At 74.3% G+C, this 15510-nt stretch carries 13 protein-coding genes; 5 read left to right on the forward strand and 8 right to left on the reverse strand.

The genetic code is table 11. From position 1 onward, the window contains the following. Positions 1-142: 142 nt before the first annotated feature. The 3 genes from ACFWUQ_RS11325 to ACFWUQ_RS11335 form a co-directional block, all read right to left on the reverse strand. Positions 143-652, reverse strand: coding sequence for a DUF5133 domain-containing protein (locus tag ACFWUQ_RS11325; RefSeq protein ID WP_384536036.1), 510 nt, complete (start codon positions 650-652; stop codon positions 143-145). 30 nt (positions 653-682) lie between these two features. Beyond that, a complete protein-coding gene (locus tag ACFWUQ_RS11330; RefSeq protein ID WP_384536039.1) occupies positions 683-1150 on the reverse strand; it encodes a DUF1622 domain-containing protein in 468 nt (155 codons plus the stop codon). A gap of 177 nt (positions 1151-1327) precedes the next feature. Continuing rightward, a complete protein-coding gene (locus tag ACFWUQ_RS11335; protein ID WP_384536042.1) occupies positions 1328-1519 on the reverse strand; it encodes a DUF4236 domain-containing protein in 192 nt (63 codons plus the stop codon). Positions 1520-1793: 274 nt separating this feature from the next. Between ACFWUQ_RS11335 and ACFWUQ_RS11340 the strand changes: the two genes are divergently transcribed. From ACFWUQ_RS11340 to ACFWUQ_RS11350, 3 genes are all read left to right on the forward strand, one after another. Further along, positions 1794-3002 (forward strand): glycosyltransferase, encoded by a 1209-nt coding sequence (locus tag ACFWUQ_RS11340; RefSeq protein ID WP_384536190.1) that lies wholly within the window; start codon positions 1794-1796, stop codon positions 3000-3002. Positions 3003-3139: 137 nt separating this feature from the next. After that, positions 3140-3559, forward strand: coding sequence for a hypothetical protein (locus ACFWUQ_RS11345; protein ID WP_384536045.1), 420 nt, complete (start codon positions 3140-3142; stop codon positions 3557-3559). Further along, a complete protein-coding gene (locus ACFWUQ_RS11350) occupies positions 3556-7506 on the forward strand; it encodes an AAA family ATPase (RefSeq protein ID WP_384536047.1) in 3951 nt (1316 codons plus the stop codon). Before ACFWUQ_RS11345 ends, ACFWUQ_RS11350 begins: the two co-directional genes overlap by 4 nt. Positions 7507-7545: 39 nt before the next feature. Here ACFWUQ_RS11350 and ACFWUQ_RS11355 read toward each other — a convergent pair whose 3' ends face one another. Then, positions 7546-8817: a cytochrome P450 gene (locus ACFWUQ_RS11355; RefSeq protein WP_384536050.1), complete on the reverse strand. Its 1272-nt coding sequence runs from the start codon at positions 8815-8817 to the stop codon at positions 7546-7548. 145 nt (positions 8818-8962) lie between these two features. On the opposite strand from ACFWUQ_RS11355, the gene ACFWUQ_RS11360 reads away from it, so the two are divergent. Beyond that, positions 8963-9907 carry an SDR family oxidoreductase gene (locus ACFWUQ_RS11360; RefSeq protein ID WP_384536052.1) on the forward strand — a complete coding sequence of 315 codons (945 nt, stop codon included), beginning with the start codon at positions 8963-8965 and terminating at the stop codon, positions 9905-9907. Here ACFWUQ_RS11360 and ACFWUQ_RS11365 read toward each other — a convergent pair. Next, a complete protein-coding gene (locus ACFWUQ_RS11365) occupies positions 9904-10734 on the reverse strand; it encodes a TetR/AcrR family transcriptional regulator (RefSeq protein WP_384536054.1) in 831 nt (276 codons plus the stop codon). The genes ACFWUQ_RS11360 and ACFWUQ_RS11365 overlap by 4 nt on opposite strands. A gap of 134 nt (positions 10735-10868) precedes the next feature. On the opposite strand from ACFWUQ_RS11365, the gene ACFWUQ_RS11370 reads away from it, so the two are divergent. Further along, positions 10869-13136, forward strand: coding sequence for an ATP-binding cassette domain-containing protein (locus ACFWUQ_RS11370; protein WP_384536192.1), 2268 nt, complete (start codon positions 10869-10871; stop codon positions 13134-13136). An 81-nt stretch (positions 13137-13217) separates the two neighbouring features. On the opposite strand, the gene ACFWUQ_RS11375 is transcribed toward ACFWUQ_RS11370, so the two are convergent. The 3 genes from ACFWUQ_RS11375 to ACFWUQ_RS11385 are packed head-to-tail and all read right to left on the reverse strand — an operon-like array spanning position 13218 to position 15258. Then, positions 13218-14300, reverse strand: a complete 1083-nt coding sequence (locus ACFWUQ_RS11375) for an enoyl-CoA hydratase/isomerase family protein (RefSeq protein WP_384536057.1) — start codon at positions 14298-14300, stop codon at positions 13218-13220. A gap of 55 nt (positions 14301-14355) precedes the next feature. Continuing rightward, positions 14356-14808, reverse strand: coding sequence for an ATP-binding protein (locus tag ACFWUQ_RS11380; protein ID WP_384536060.1), 453 nt, complete (start codon positions 14806-14808; stop codon positions 14356-14358). A gap of 60 nt (positions 14809-14868) precedes the next feature. After that, positions 14869-15258 carry an STAS domain-containing protein gene (locus tag ACFWUQ_RS11385; RefSeq protein WP_384536063.1) on the reverse strand — a complete coding sequence of 130 codons (390 nt, stop codon included), beginning with the start codon at positions 15256-15258 and terminating at the stop codon, positions 14869-14871. Between the last annotated feature and the right edge of the window lie 252 nt (positions 15259-15510).

A 15510-nucleotide genomic window follows, 5' to 3' on the forward strand; every position in this document is an offset into this window, starting at 1 on the left:
GCTTCTTTTTTTTTTCATCCCCGGGGCCTGTGCCCCCTCCCCCCCCCCCACCTTACCCCCCCCGCGGGCGGGGGGGCCCCCCCCCGGGCGCCCCCCCCCCCGGCCGCGCGGGCGGATCCTGCGGATCCGGGGGGCGGGAGGGTCAGGCGCCGGCCGTGTCGCGCGCCCGCGCCTCCTCGGACCGTTCGGCGAGGATGCGGCCCGCGTTCTGGAGCGCCGCGTGCGGTGTTCGGCTCCCGACGAGGGCGCACAGACTGTGGGCGGCGTCGTCGAGGCGCGCCTGGACGGCGGGGTCGGCCGGAGCGGTCAGGGCGTGCCGGCGCAGCGTGCGGAGGCGGGCGAGGTGCGCGCGCAGCACGCCGCCGTCGGGCCGCAGCCGCGGGAGGGGCGGGCCGGGGAGGGTGCGGGCGGCGCTGATGGCCGTACGCAGGGCCTGTTGGGCGGGGTCCTCGGGGTCGCGGCCGTGGATGAGGTCGAGCACGGCCTCGGCGGCCCGGCAGGTGTCGCCGCCGGTGGTCCGGGCCGTGCGGGCCAGGACGTGCCGCGCGGTCTTGGTCCCGCACGGTACGAGGGCCATGACGGTGCCGATCGCGCGGGCGATGTCCACGCGGGCGGCAGCGGGGTCGCCTTGCGGCGGGGGCGTCCCGGTCATGTGTTCCACATCCTTGCGGTCGGCGTGAGGTCACGGGGCGGACGGGGTCGGGGTTCCGCGTTCCGCGTACCCTCTCCGGCTGCCCTGATGTCCCCGACCCGGCTGCCGGGCGTCGTCGCGCTGGGCGTCGTCGCGATCGATCTCGGCGCGTTCCTGCGCGATCTCGCGGGTGAGGAAGAAGTTGAGCACGGTGCGGATGGCGGCGATGGCCGCCAGTTGCCCGATCTCGGTGAAGCTGGGGGCGACCGCGGTCCGCAGGACGTCACCGGCGAGCTGGAATTCCAGGCCGAGGACGAGGAACCTTCCCAGGCTGAGGCGGATCCGGTTGAACTCCGTGATGAGCGCCCGCCTGCGGACGCCGGCCACGAAGAAGCGACCGAAGGCCCACGCGGCGCCCACGAAGATGACCACGGCGCCCGCGGCCTCGATCGCATGGACGAGCCACCCGATCATCTCCCGCAGCGCGCCTTCCGACAGCAGTTCCTCCGACAGTGCCATGCGGCCCGTCTACCCGTGATGCGCCCGCTACACGGTCCCGGCGGGCATCACGAGCCCGCGGGGACGCCGCGGGCCCGGCGCGGCGCGGCGACGAAGGCGCGTGCACCGCGCGCACTCAGCAGCGGACCCCCGGCCAGGGCGGCCGGGGGTCCGCTGACGCGGCGTGTGCTTCGCGCATCAGCCACGGCGGGTCTTGCGCCACCCGAAGGGGCCGGGCAGGTCCATCGAGGTGGTGCGGCGGCCGGTGCTGCTGTGGGTGTGGCGGGGTCCGTACTTGCCGCCGCCGGTGGTGATCGACCACGACTTGCGGTTGATGTTGAGCCGGACGCCGGGAAGGATCCTGAAGCTCTTGCGGAATGTCAGCGGCATGACGTCTCACTTCCTCAGTGTGCGCGGGAACCGGAGGCCCGACTGCGCCTGCGACCGGGCCAGTTGACATACGTGTGTCCGGCGCCGCCCGATCCATGCGCCCCCGACCGGCCCGGCCGCGACGGCGACCGGCCGAGCGAAGCCCGCACCACGGCGCCGCAGCCCCGCAGGCAGCCGGCCTCACACCCCCGCGCGTGCGTCGCCGCTGGTGGCGGCAGGGCTGCTGGGCGGGTGGGCTCGGGTGGGTCACACTGGCCGCGTGCGAATCGTGATGATGACGGCCGGGTCGCGGGGTGATGTGGCGCCGTACACGGGGCTGGGTGCCGGTCTGGTGCGGGCGGGGCATGAGGTGACGCTGGCCGCGCACGCGGTGTTCGAGCCGCTGGTGGCCGGATCGGGGGTGCGGTACCACCCGCTGCCGGTGGACCCCCGGGCCGAGTTGCACTCGGAGCGGGGCCGGCGGCTCCATGACGCGAGGACCGGTGCGGGGAAGCTCGTACGGCTGGTGGCCATGGCAAGAGAGGCCGCCGACGAGGTGACGGCCTCCCTGGTCGAGGCCTCGCGCGGGGGTGATGTGCTGCTGGTCGGCGGGTCGTTGGGGCCGCTGGGGTACGCCATCGCCGAGGCCCTGTCGGTGCCCGCCGTGGGACTGCACCTCCAGCCGCTGCACCCGACGGGTGAGTTCCCCGCCCCGATACTGGGGACTCGGCCGCTCGGGAGGGTCGGCAACCGGCTGAGCGGGCAGGCCGTCGCGACCTCCGTGGAACTGGTGTTCGCCGACGCCGTGAAATCGCTGCGCCGGCACGGTCTCCCGGCGGCCGGTCGCCGACGGGGCCGCCGGCCACGGCCGGTGCTGCACGGCTACAGCGAGCTCGTCGTCCCCCGCCCCCGGGACTGGCCCGCCGAGTTGGAGGTCGCCGGGTACTGGTGGCCGCACGAGACGGGGTGCCTTCCCCAGGAGCTGGAGGACTTCCTCGCCGCCGGGCCCGCCCCGGTCTTCGTCGGGCTGGGCAGCGCCACCGTCCCCGATCCCGAGCGGTCGAGCCGCGCGATCGTCACCGCGCTGCGCGCGGCGGGAGTGCGGGGAGTCATCCAGCGGGGGTGGGCGGGCCTGGACGGCGGCAGCGACGACATGGTGACCGTCGACGACGTGCCCCACTCGCTGCTGTTTCCCCGGACGGCCGCCGTGGTCCACCACGCGGGGGCGGGCACGACCGGCGCCGTGCTGCGAGCCGGCGTGCCGGCCGTGCCGGTGCCCGTCCAGTTCGACGCCGCCTTCTGGGCGTCCCGGCTGACCGCGCTCGGCACCGCCCCCGAGGTGGTGCCGTTGCGCCGCCTCACCCCCGACGCTTTGGCCGGCGCCGTCCGCCGGGCCGTGTCGGACAGCTCCTACCGGGTCAAGGCCCGCGCACTGGCCGACCGCCTGGAGGGGGAGGACGGCATCGCGCCGGTGCTCACCGCGCTCGACCGGCCGGCACGCTGACATCAGCCCCAGGACGGCACCCGAGTTCCACTGACGTACCGTCAATAACCTCTGCGTGTAAGTCCCGTGGCACCCCGTTGGCGGTGGGGAGCGGGTCGGCGTGCACAATGAACGCCGGACCGAGGAGGGGGCCAGGGATGGATGCAGAACTGGTGGCGCTGGCGTCATCGGCCGCGACCACGGTGGTCGGGCTGCTGGCGACGGACGGCTGGGAGCAGGCCAAGGTGGGCGTCGCCGCGCTGTGGCGGCGGGCACGGCCCGAGCAGGCCGAGACGGTCGAGGCCGAGCTGGTCGCGGCCCGTACCGGTGTGCTGACGGCGCGCCAGGCCGGGGACGACGGAGCCGAAGCGGCCCTGACGGCCGAATGGTGCGACCGGCTCCGGCACTTCCTGGCCGCCGACCCCGCACGCGCGCGCGAACTGCGCGCACTCCTGGCCGAACTGTCGCCGCCGTCGCCCGCGGCCGGCCGGGCCGGCCGGGTGGAGATGCACGGCACCGGCTCGGACAACGCGCGGATCTACATGTCCGGGGGCGACATGCACATCACCGGCCCGTGACCGCCCCCGAGGCGACCGGGCCGGAGGTCCGGATGGAGGCGTACGCCTCCGGGTCCGGCACCATCTACCTGGCGGCCGAGAGCCAGTACATCGCCGGCCGGGACCTGCACCTGCACTACTGGGACGGCAGCCACCGGGTGGACCGGACGCGGCCGGGAACGGACGCCGGGGACGAGTGCCCGTACCCCGGCATGAGCGCGTTCGGCCTCGCGCAATCGGCCTGGTACTTCGGCCGGGACGCGTTGCGCGCCCGCTTGACGGCCCGTCTGGACGACTGCCTGCGGGAGGGTGGCGCGCTGGCCGTGGTGGGCGCCTCCGGCGCGGGCAAGTCCTCGCTGCTGCGGGCCGGCCTCGTACCCGATCTGGCCCGGGGCGCGTTGCCCGGCTCGCGCCGCTGGCCGTGCCTGGTACTCACCCCGACCGCCCACCCGATGGACGCGCTGGCCACGCACCTGGCCGCCCTGACGGACGCCGAGCCGGACGAGGTCGTGCGCCAACTGGCGGCCGCGCCGGACACGTTGGGCCGCCGACTGCGCGCGGCTCTCGCCAGGATGCAGGCCGATCGGCTGGTCGTGGTGGTCGACCAGGCCGAGGAGCTGTTCACCCTCGTCGCCGACGAACGGGAGCGGCACCGGTTCGTCACCGCCCTCGACCGGCTGGCCCGAGCCGAGGGGCCCGCGCTGGTCGTGTACGGCCTGCGGGCGGATTTCTACGGCCAGTGCTCCGGGTACGGGCCGCTGCGCGAGGCGCTGGAGCACCGGCAGGTCTTCGTCGGCCCCATGGACCGGACGCAGTTGCGCGAGGCCGTCCTCTTCCCGGCCCGCGCGGTCGGACTGCACCTGGAGGAAGGGCTCGTCGAGCTGCTGCTGACCGACCTCGGCATCGCGGTCGCCGACGCCGAGGAGGGCTACGACCCGGGGCTGCTCCCGCACCTGGCCCACGCGCTGCGGCTCACCTGGCAGCGGCGGGACGGCGCCCGGCTGACCGTGGCGGGGTACAACGACACGGGTCGCATCCACGGCGCCGTCGCCAAGAGCGCCGAGGACGCGTACCACCGCCTCGACGGCAATGGCCGGACGGCGGCCGAGGTGATGTTCCGGCGTCTGGTGCGGATCGGGGAGGGCGTCGACGACACGCGGCGGACCGTGCCCACCGCGCAGCTGACGGAGGGGCTGGAGCGCGGGACGGCCGAGGCCGTGCTGGCCGGATTCACCGCGGGCCGGCTGCTCACCCGGCGGCAGGACACGGTCGCGATCAGCCACGAGGCACTCCTGCGGGGCTGGCCCCGGCTGCGCAGTTGGGTGAACACCCGCCGCGCCGACAACCTTCTGCGCCAGCGGATCGAGGACGACGCGGCCGCCTGGGCCGGCGAGCGGCGCGACAAGGCCCGCCTGTACCGGGGCAGCCTCCTGGGCAACGCCCGCGGCTGGGCGGAGCGAGGCGGGCGGGACAGCCTCGGCCCCACCGCCCTGGACTTCCTCGACGCGTCGGTCCGGCTGGCACGTCGGGCCTCCGTCCTCGTACGCGGCTCGGTGGCGGCGCTGGTCGTGCTGACGCTCCTGGCCGTCGCCGGCACGGTCACCGCACAGCTCCAGAGCCGCCGCGCCGACGACTCGCATACGGTGGCGGAGGAGCAGCGCCGGTTGGCGGTCGGCCGGTCACTCAGGGCGCAGGCCGAGAGCCTGCGCGACAGCGACCCGCGGCAATCCTTGCGGCTCAGCCTCGCCGCCCAGCGGGTCGACCCCACGTCCGAGGGCCGGCAGGGGCTGCTCACCACCCTGCAGCAGACCCGCTTCGACGGGGCGTCGCCCGACAACGCGGTCGGGCCGGTGGACGACCTCGCCGTCTTCCTCCGGGGCGGCACCCTGCTGGCCACCAGTGGCGGCCGTAGCAGAACGGTCGAGCTGTGGGACACCTCGGACGCCGTACGCCCGCAGCGGCTCGCGGTGTTGGACGGTCTCCCCGACGCCGGGGCGCACGTCTCGCTGAGCGCCGACGGGAAGACCCTCGCGGTCGTCACCGGCGACATCGTCGGCAACCCTCCCGTGCACGAGCTGTCCCTGTGGGACGTGACGGACCCGCGCCACCCGCGCCGCCTGCCGTTCCGGCCGGACACGGTGCGGGTGCAGGACGCCGCCTTCAGCCCGGACGGCAGAACCCTGGCGGTGGTGGACGGCGGGGCGGAGGGGGTGGCGGACGACACGCTGACGCTCTGGGACGTCGGCGACCCGGCGTCGCCGCGCAGGCTTTCCGAGCCGACCGCCGCGAACGACGCCCAGGAGGTGCGGTTCAGCGCCGACGGGCGGACGCTCGTCACCGCCTCGACCGGGAGCACCAAGGATTTCTCCCTGGACCCGGGCTCCGTCACGCACACCTCGGGCTGGCAGCTCTGGGACCTGGGAGACCCGCGGCGTCCCCGCGCCGTCTTCCGCGGAGCGGGCTACACGGCGCACTCGCTCACCCTCAGCCCGACCGCCCCCGTGATGGCCGTCGCGCGCGGGAACGAACTGGTCCTGTGGCAGTTCACGGACCCGGCCTCCCCCCAGAAGATCGCCGCGCTGGAGCATCCGACCACGGTCACGCGGGCGGCCTTCCGGCCCGACGGCCGTACCGTCGTCACGGCGTCCGACGGAGGGCGGACCCACCTGTGGGACATCACGGACCCGAAGCAGCCCTCCGGGCCGACCCGCCTGTCCGGTCCTGCCGCGCCCGTCGGATTCGCGTTCAGCGGGGACGGCAACCACGTCCTCGTGGCCGACGGCTCCCGCTCGGTCCGGCGCTGGCGGGTCTCCCCGCGTACGGCGCCCAGCGCCTCGGCGTCGCTCCCCACCGGCGGGGTGGGACTCGCCGAGGCCGCCGTCAGCCCGGACGGCCGCAAGCTGGCGGTGGGCGGCTTCGAAGGCACCGTCCACCAGTGGGACATCAGCGACCCGGCCCGTCCTCGGGCGCTGCCGCCGCTGGTCAACGGATCCGATCCGGTGCGGACCCTGGCCTTCGACCGGGACGGCACCACCCTGGCGGTCGGCACGATCGCGGACGCCACCTCCACCGCCGGGCAGCTCGTGCTCTGGGACGTGTCCGACGCCGGCCGGCCGCGGCGACGGGCCGTGCTGCCCACTCCCACCGGAGTGGCCTCGCTCGCGTTCAGTCCCCGCACGGCGACGCTGGCCGCCTCGGGCAGCGAGCTCGGGGGCCGCACGTGGCTCGGCATCTGGGACACGAGCACGCCCGAGCCCGGCCGCCGGTACCTGCAGGAGTCCCTCAACCAACTGCTCGACGACACCGAGGAGACCGCACCCGTCGTACGGCGCCACTTCATCGCGGACACCCCCACCGTCTTCAGTCCGGACGGCCGGCTGCTGGCCCTCGCGGGCTCCCTGTGGGACGTGTCGGACCCGGCGGCGCCCGCCCGGGTGCGCCACGCCCCGCTCCCGGCCGGCGACCGCCGCGCGCCTGCCCCCTCGCTCATGGAGATGGACCAGGCGGCGTTCAGCCCCGACGGGCGCTGGCTGGCGGCGCCCGGCCTCAAGGACGACCACATCAGCCTCTGGCCGGTCGCTCCGGAACTCGGTTTCGCACCGGTCGGCCCCATGCCGGTGGCGAAGCCCCAGCGGATCGTCTACCACCCGGAGGGCCGCCTCCTCGCCGCCGCCGAGGAACACGGCGCCGTCCGGATCTGGGACGTCTCCGACCCCGCGGCACCCGCTCTCGCGGCGACGCTGGAGGAGACAGCGGCGGACATCCGGTTCAGCTCCGACGGCCGTACGCTCGTCCTGGTCCCCGGGCAGGGCGGCGACGTCCGGCTGTGGAGCCTCGGCGAACTCCCCGCGACCGTCACCGACCCCACCGCCCTGGCCTGCCGGATCGCCGGCACGGGGCTCACCAAGAAGGAGTGGACGACGGCGTACGCCTCCGGTGTGCCCTACCAGGACACGTGCGGGAAGTGACCGCCCGCGGACCTGGGGACTCCCTTGGGCTTACGCACGTCAGTCCGCTGCCGGGTCGGGTCCCGGGGCGGCGGCCGTCAGACGGACCGGGAGGGTCTCGACACTGTTGCCGATGAAGCTGCGCTGGCGCGGGAGGGCCGTCTCGGGCATCGCGAGGTCCAGGTCGGGGAAGCGGGTGAAGAGCCGCTCCAGGGCGACGGTGGCCTCCAGCCGGGCGAGCGGCGCGCCCACGCAGTAGTGCGCTCCGTGCCCGAAGGAGAGGTGGCGCGCGGCCGTGGGGCGGGTGATGTCGAAGCGGTCGGCGTCCGGGCCGTGGAAGGTGTCGTCGCGACCGGCGGCGGTGTAGCCGGCGAGTACGGGGGTGCCGCGGGGGATCACCGTACCCCCGACCGCGAGGTCGCGGGTGGGGTAGCGGAAGGGGAACCAGCTGACGGGGCCGTCCCAGCGCAGCGTCTCGTCCACGACGTCCGTCCAGGTGGCCCTGCCGTCCAGGACGAGGGCCAGCTGGTCGCGGTGGGTGCACAGGGCCCGGACGGCGTTGCTGATCAGGTTGAGGGTCGTCTCGTGGCCGGCGACCAGCATCAGCCGCATCGTGCCGATGAGTTCGCCCTCGCTGAGGCGGTCGCCGTCGCCCTCGCGTGCGGCGATCAGGGCGCTGGTGAGGTCCTCCCCCGGGTGCCGGCGCCGGGTGGCCGCGATGGTGCCCATGAGTTCCACCAGCTCGCGTACGGCCGCCATCGCCTCGGCCGGGGTGGTGTCGGTGGCGACGATCACCGTGTTCGACAGCTCGTGCAGCCGGCCCCGGTGCTCGGCGTCCACGCCGAGGAGTTCGCAGATGACGCCCATCGGGAGCGGGAGGGCGTAGCGCGTACGGAGGTCGGTCACACCGTCCGGGGACTCGGCCGCCGCCCGGGCGAGCCCGTCGAGGAGCTCCCCCGCCAGCTCCTCCACGCGCGGCCGCAGCCGCTCCACCTGCCGGGCCGTGAAGGCCGCGCCGACCAGGGCGCGGAGCCGGCGGTGGTCGGCGCCGTCGGCGGTGTGCATGCCCTGGGCGTTGGCGAAGACCCGCAGCGGCCAGTCCTTGGGGACGGTGCCGTCGTGCAGGGCCGGGCAGTGCCGGGCGTCCTTGGCCACCTCGGGATGGGCCAGGAACTCCTTCAAGGCCTCGTGTCCCAGGACGACCGCGCCGGGCACGCCGCCGGGGAGTACCACCTCGGCCACGGCGCCCCGGGCGCGGAGCCCGGCGTTGAGGGCGTGCGGGCATCCGCCGGCGGGGTCGACGCGGTGCGCGTCCGCGGTGTTCGAGGACAAGGCGGTTCTCCTGACCTGACGGCGTCCAGGACGCGCGAGGGCGGGGACGGAAGCTCGGTCAACTGTGCGTCCTTCGCCTCGGGTTGTACAGGACGCCGGGCCAGCCTGCCGGGCGGGCGGCCCCGCCGGGCCGTAGGGTCGGACCATGGCGGAACGGGAAGAGGGACGGACGGAAACGGTGCGGGACCTCGAAGGCAGGGTCGCCCTCGTGGCCGGGGCGACCCGGGGCGCGGGGCGGGGTATCGCGGTGCAGCTGGGCGCGCGGGGCGCGACGGTGTACGTGTCGGGGCGCAGCACCCGCGGCAGACGCTCGGAGTACGACCGGCCGGAGACGATCGAGGAGACCGCCGAGCTCGTCACGGCGGCCGGAGGCCGGGGGGTGGCCGTGGTCGCCGACCACATGGTGCCCGAGCAGGTGGAGGCGCTGGTCCGGCGGATCGACGCCGAGCAGGGCCGCCTCGACGTCCTGGTCAATGACATCTGGGGCGGTGAGCTGCTCTTCGAATGGGAGAGCACCGTCTGGGAGCACGACCTCGACAAGGGCCTGCGGCTGCTGCGCCTCGCGGTGGAGACCCACGCGGTGACGAGCCACTTCGCGGTGCCGCTGCTGCTGCGGGAACCGGGCGGGCTGGTCGTGGAGATGACCGACGGCACCGCCGCGTACAACGCGACCCGCTACCGGGTGTCGTTCTTCTACGACATCGCCAAGTCGTCGGTCCTGCGCATGGCCTTCGCACTGGGCCACGAGCTCGGCCCCCGCGGGGCCACGGCGGTGGCGCTGACTCCGGGATGGCTGCGCTCGGAGATGATGCTCGACGCCTTCGGTGTGACGGAGGCGAACTGGCGGGACGCGCTGGACAAGGTCCCGCACTTCGGGATCTCCGAGACCCCGGCGTACGTGGGCCGGGCGGTCGCCGCTCTCGCGGCGGATCCGGACGTGGCGCGCTGGAACGGTCAGTCACTGTCCAGCGGGCAGCTCGCCGGGGTCTACGGGTTCACCGACCTCGACGGCAGCCGCCCCGACGCCTGGCGCTACATGGTCGAGGTTCAGGACCCGGACCGCCCGGCGGACACCACCGGCTACCGCTAGGCCGTCTCTTTCGGCTCTTGCCGGGGAGCCCCGTCCTGGGCCCGCCTCCCCTCGACCAGGCGGGCCAGGCCGTCCAGTACGCACTGGAGGCCGAAGGTCCACACCGCCTCGGGGTCGTACGCTCCGACCGCGCTGCCGACCCGCCGGCCGAGGGGGTAGCTCCCGGGGGCCATGACGCGTTCCAGCAGCGGGGCGCTGACGGCCCACCACTCCTCGTCGCTCAGGCCGCTGTTGTGCGCGGCGGCGTCGGCGGCGGCCAGCGCGTTGGCGTGGACGAAGCCGAGCAGGTGGCTCAGCGCGGCGTCCATCTCCGGGTCGGTGAGCCCGATGCCCTCGAAGGCGGCCAGCTCCCGTTCGTACTTGCCGATCACTCCGGGGCCCAGGGGCGGTCGGGTGACGGCCAGGTCGGCGACCCAGGGGTGGCGGGCGAACAGCGCGCGGTTGTCCTCGGCGACGCGGGTGACCTGCGCCGCCCAGGCCGCCGCTCCCCCGCCGGCGGCCCCGGCGGAGTCCGGTGCGTCCTTCCCGTCCTGCATGCGCAGGTACACCCCGTCCAGCATGAGGTCGAGGAGCTCGGCCTTGCCCGGCACATAGGTGTAGAGCGTCATCGGTGTCACCCCGAGCCGCTGGGCCAGGGCCCGCATGGTCAGCGCCGCCAGCCCCTCCTCGTCGGCGAGCGCGGTCGCCGCCAGGACCACCGCGTCCACGCTGAGGCCCTGCCGGGGTCCGCGCCGTCCGCCCGGGGCCTTCGCCTCCGGCCCGGATTCCCGCCACAGCAGCTCCAGCGTGCGGGCGGGGTCTCCCGCCCCGCTCCGGTCCTTCGCCATGTACGGCCCTTCCCAGGCTCTGCTCGACGGGCGCCGCTCGCCGGTCGCCGGCTCACCCCTGAACTCACTACAGCGTATAGAGTACAATGTACAAAGTAAGCTCGCGACACCGCCACCTGAGGAGTTCCGTGCAGATCGACGCCCCCGCCGACAGCCACCAGGTCATCCAGGTCCGAGGCGCGCGGGAGAACAACCTCGCCGACATCTCCCTCGACATCCCCAAGCGCCGCCTGACCGTCTTCACCGGCGTCTCCGGGTCGGGGAAGTCCTCCCTGGTCTTCGGCACCATCGCCGCCGAGTCGCAGCGCATGATCAACGAGACGTACACGGCCTTCGTCCAGTCCTTCATGCCGAGCCTCGGCCGGCCGGACGTGGACGGGCTGCACAACCTGAGCGCCGCGATCGTCGTGGACCAGGAGCGGATGGGCGCCAACTCCCGCTCCACCGTGGGCACCGCGACCGACGCCTACACCATGCTGCGGATCATCTACTCCCGCGTCGGCACCCCGCACATCGGCACCTCCACCGCCTTCAGCTTCAACTCCCCCGAGGGCATGTGCGCCCGCTGCGAGGGCATCGGGCAGGTCTCCGACATCGACGTGGACCAGCTCGTGGACCGCGAACTGTCCCTCAACGAGGGCGCGATCACGGTGCCGGGCTACACGGTGGACTCCTGGTACTGGCAGGTCATGGCCAAGTCCGGCTTCTACTCCCCCGACACCAAGCTCAAGGACTTCACCGAGCAGGAGTGGGCCGACTTCCTGCACAAGGACCAGGTGAAGGTGAAGGTGGGGCCGAACAACTACACCTACGAAGGGCTGATCACCAAGATCACCCGTACTTTCCTCGCCAAGGACCGGGACTCCATGCAGGCCCACATCCGGGCCTTCGTCGACCGCGCCGTGGTCTTCACGGACTGCCCGGACTGCGGCGGTACCCGCCTGTCGGCCGCGGCGCTCTCCTCCCGGATCGAGGGCGTGAACATCGCCGAGTGCTCGGCGATGCAGATCAGCGACCTCGCCGCCTTCGTCCGCCGCATCGACGACCCGGGTGTGGCGCCGCTGCTGGCGAGCCTGCGGGACCTGCTCGACTCCCTCGTGGAGATCGGCCTCGGCTACCTCAGCCTGGACCGCCCCTCCGGCACACTCTCGGGCGGCGAGGCCCAGCGGGTCAAGATGGTCCGCCACCTCGGGTCCTCGCTCACGGACATCACGTACGTCTTCGACGAGCCGACGACCGGCCTGCACCCGCACGACATCCGGCGCATGAACGACCTGCTGCTGCGCCTGCGCGACAAGGGCAACACCGTCCTGGTCGTCGAGCACAAGCCCGAGGTCATCGCGATCGCCGACCACGTCGTCGACCTCGGTCCGGGCGCGGGTACGGCCGGCGGCCGGCTCTGCTACACGGGGGACGTGGCCGGGCTGCGCGCGTCCGGCACGCTCACCGGCCGTCACCTCGAACACCGCGCGCGGCTGCGGGAGTCGGTGCGTACCCCGCGGGGCCAGCTCTCGGTCAAGGGGGCGGACCTGCACAACCTGAAGGACGTGACCGTGGACGTGCCGCTGGGCGTCCTCGCGGTCGTGACCGGTGTCGCGGGGTCCGGGAAGAGCTCGCTGATCCACGGATACCTCGCCGGGCGGGAGGGGGTCGTGGTGGCCGACCAGTCGCCGATCCGCGGCTCGCGGCGGTCCAATCCGGCGACGTACACCGGGCTGCTGAGCCCGATCCGGACGGCCTTCGCCAAGGCCAACGGGGTCAAGGCGGCGCTGTTCAGCGCGAACTCGGAGGGTGCCTGCCCCCACTGCAACGGCCTCGGGCTGGTCTACACGGACCTGGCGATGATGGCCGGGGTGGCCTCGGTCTGCGAGAAGTGCGAGGGCAAGCGGTTCACGCCCGAGGTGCTCACGTACCGGCTGCGCGGCAAGGACATCAGCGAGGTCCTCGACATGCCGATGGCGGAGGCGTACGAGTTCTTCACCACCGGGCAGGCGCGGGCGATCCTGGGCCGCCTCGCGGATGTCGGGCTCGGGTACCTGCGGCTCGGGCAGCCGCTCAACACCCTGTCGGGCGGCGAGCGCCAGCGCCTCAAGCTGGCCATCAACATGGCGGAGAAGTCGTCCACGTACATCCTCGACGAGCCGACGACCGGACTGCACATGGCGGACGTGGACAAGCTGCTCGCCCTGCTGGACCGGCTCGTCGACGACGGGAACTCGGTGATCGTCATCGAACACCACCAAGCGGTGATGGCGCACGCCGACTGGCTGATCGACATCGGGCCGGGCGGCGGCCACGACGGCGGCCAGGTGGTCTTCGAGGGCACTCCGGCGACGCTGGTCGCCGAGGCGGACACGCTGACCGCACGGCACCTGCGGGAGTACGTGGGCGCCGACGCCTAGAAGGGCCGGCCCGGGCGGCCCGGCCGGCCCAGGCTCCGCCGTACGCGGAGGGCGGGAGATGTACGCCCTCCGCGTACGGCATTAGGCCGCCTGCGGGAGCCGCAGCTCGCGGTCGCCGGCGAGCGGGGCGAAGAACCGCTCCACGGCCTCGTCCGACACGTCGGCCAGAGCCGCCGGGGACCAGCGCGGACGGCGGTCCTTGTCCACGACCTGCGCCCGGATGCCCTCCACCAGGTCGGGCGCGCCCAGCGCGTGGCAGGACACCCGGAACTCCTGGCCCAGCACCTCCTCCAGCGAGCCCAGGCCCGCGGCCCGGCGCAGCGCGGCCAGGGTGACCTTCAACGCGGTCGGGGACTTGGCGAGGACCGTCCCGGCGGCCTCCTTCGCGGCGGGCTCGTCCCGGCCGAGCAGCCGTTCCACGATTCCCTCGACGGTCCCGGCCGCGTAGCAGGAGTCGATCCAGGAACGGTCCCCGGAGAGCCCGCCGGGCGCCGGTACGGCCGCGTAGCGGGGCAGTACCTCGCGGACAGGGGCGTCGGCGAGCGCGGCGGTCAGCTCCGGCAGCCGGTCCGAGGGTACGAAGTGGTCCGCGAGCCCGCACAGCAGCGCGTCGGCGGCGCCCACGGCGGTCCCGGTGAGCGCGAGGTGGGTGCCGAGCCGGCCGGGGGCGCGGCCGAGCAGGTACGTCCCGCCCACGTCGGGGACGAAGCCGATCCCGGTCTCCGGCATGGCGACGCGGGAGCGCTCGGTGACGATCCGCACGCTGCCGTGCGCCGAGATCCCGACGCCGCCGCCCATCACGATGCCGTCCATGAGCGCCACGTACGGCTTGGGGTAGCGGGCGATGCGGGCGTTGAGCCGGTACTCGTCGCGCCAGAAGTCCGCGGAGGCGGTGGTCCCGGCCTTGGCGTCATCGTGGATGGCGCGGATGTCCCCGCCCGCGCAGAGCCCTCGCTCACCGGCGCCGCGGACCAGGACCTGGTGGACGGCGGGATCGGTCTCCCACGCGCTGAGGGCGGCGTCGATGCGCAGCACCATGGGGCGGGTGAGGGCGTTGAGGGCCTCGGGGCGGTTGAGGGTGATCACGCCGACGCTTCCCGCCACGTCGAGCAGGACGTGGTGGCGAGCCGGATTCTCGACGGGGTTCTCGTGTTCGGTCTTCACGCCGGCCAGTATGTCCGGGCGCCGTTCAGGCACCCGGGCACCCCCCGGCCGGCCGTCACTGCTCGGGAGACCTGAGCGGCGCCGGGACCGCGACCTCCAGCCAGACGCACTTGCCTCCCGGAACGGAGCGGGAGCCCCAGCTGCGGGCGAGCCGGTCCACGATCAGCAGCCCGTGTCCGCCCGGCCGGCCCCGCTCCGACGCCGGCCGCCGGGTCGCGGGCACCGGCGGAGCCGGGTTGGCGTCCGTGACCTCGATGCGCAGGCGCTCGTCCGTGCAGTCCAGGCGCAGGGCGTTGGGACCGCCTCCGTGCAGGCAGGCGTTCGACACCACCTCCGACACCAGGAGCAGGACGTCGTCGGCGGCGTCCCGGTCCTCCTCCTTCACGGCCGGCAGCCACTTCCACGCGGTCAGCGCCCGGCGGGCGAAGTCGCGGCTGCGCGTCACGACGTCGGTGGCACCCTCCAGTACCAGGTACCAGGTCCGATCGGGTGACCCCGACTCTGCCATGACGCTCAGACTCCTCCGTGTCGCTACGGCCGTGTGTCCGACGCCGCCGGGGCCCCGGCCTCAGTCCCGGGGGGCCGGACCGGGGCCGCGCCCGTTCCGCCCGGCGAGGGCCTGCGCCACGTCGGCGTGCACCGGGAACAGTCCGTCGGCTCCGGTGATGTGGAACATCCGGGCCACCGGCCCGCGCAGCCCGGCCAGCTCCAGGGTGCCTCCGGTCTCCCGGACGGCGAGCCTGCCGCGCAGCAGCACGTTCAGTCCGGTGGAATCGCAGAACCCCAGGCCCGCGAGGTCCACGAGCAGTCGGGCGCCCGGGGTGACCGCCTCGTCGAGCGCCTCCCGCAGGGGCTGCGCCGTGTCGTGGTCCAGCTCGCCCGCCAGGGCGAGGACCACGCCTCCGTCCACGGGCCGCACCGCGACCGTGAAGCGTTCTGCGTCGTCTCCCGGAACCATCGGATCACCCTCCGTCCTGACCCTCACCTTCCCGGAAGGAAGGGGGTTACGCATGTCACCCGGCAGGAAGTGCGACGGGTGGGACGAGGGGCCCGCGACCGGGGACCGGGGACCGCACCGACCGCCGGGCGCGGCGGCCCCGGGACGCGCCGGCGACCCGCCCCCGCCCGGGCCCGGGGGCGGGGGGCCCCCCGGGGCCCCCCCGGGGGGGGGGCCCCGGGGGGGGCCGCAAGACGGGGAGGGGCGCCCCGG

Source organism: Streptomyces sp. NPDC058662, assembly GCF_042716255.1.
In the GTDB taxonomy this organism is placed as follows: Bacteria; Actinomycetota; Actinomycetes; order Streptomycetales; family Streptomycetaceae; genus Streptomyces.

What these genes read in the sequence shown, in the direction of transcription:
- ACFWUQ_RS11325 (WP_384536036.1), bottom strand. Translation starts at nt 652, where the DNA reads ATGACCGGGACGCCCCCGCCGCAAGGCGACCCCGCTGCCGCCCGCGTG.
- ACFWUQ_RS11330 (WP_384536039.1), bottom strand. Translation starts at nt 1,150, where the DNA reads ATGGCACTGTCGGAGGAACTGCTGTCGGAAGGCGCGCTGCGGGAGATG.
- ACFWUQ_RS11335 (WP_384536042.1), bottom strand. Translation starts at nt 1,519, where the DNA reads ATGCCGCTGACATTCCGCAAGAGCTTCAGGATCCTTCCCGGCGTCCGG.
- ACFWUQ_RS11340 (WP_384536190.1), top strand. Translation starts at nt 1,794, where the DNA reads ATGACGGCCGGGTCGCGGGGTGATGTGGCGCCGTACACGGGGCTGGGT.
- ACFWUQ_RS11345 (WP_384536045.1), top strand. Translation starts at nt 3,140, where the DNA reads ATGGATGCAGAACTGGTGGCGCTGGCGTCATCGGCCGCGACCACGGTG.
- ACFWUQ_RS11360 (WP_384536052.1), top strand. Translation starts at nt 8,963, where the DNA reads ATGGCGGAACGGGAAGAGGGACGGACGGAAACGGTGCGGGACCTCGAA.
- ACFWUQ_RS11365 (WP_384536054.1), bottom strand. Translation starts at nt 10,734, where the DNA reads ATGGCGAAGGACCGGAGCGGGGCGGGAGACCCCGCCCGCACGCTGGAG.
- ACFWUQ_RS11380 (WP_384536060.1), bottom strand. Translation starts at nt 14,808, where the DNA reads ATGGCAGAGTCGGGGTCACCCGATCGGACCTGGTACCTGGTACTGGAG.
- ACFWUQ_RS11385 (WP_384536063.1), bottom strand. Translation starts at nt 15,258, where the DNA reads ATGGTTCCGGGAGACGACGCAGAACGCTTCACGGTCGCGGTGCGGCCC.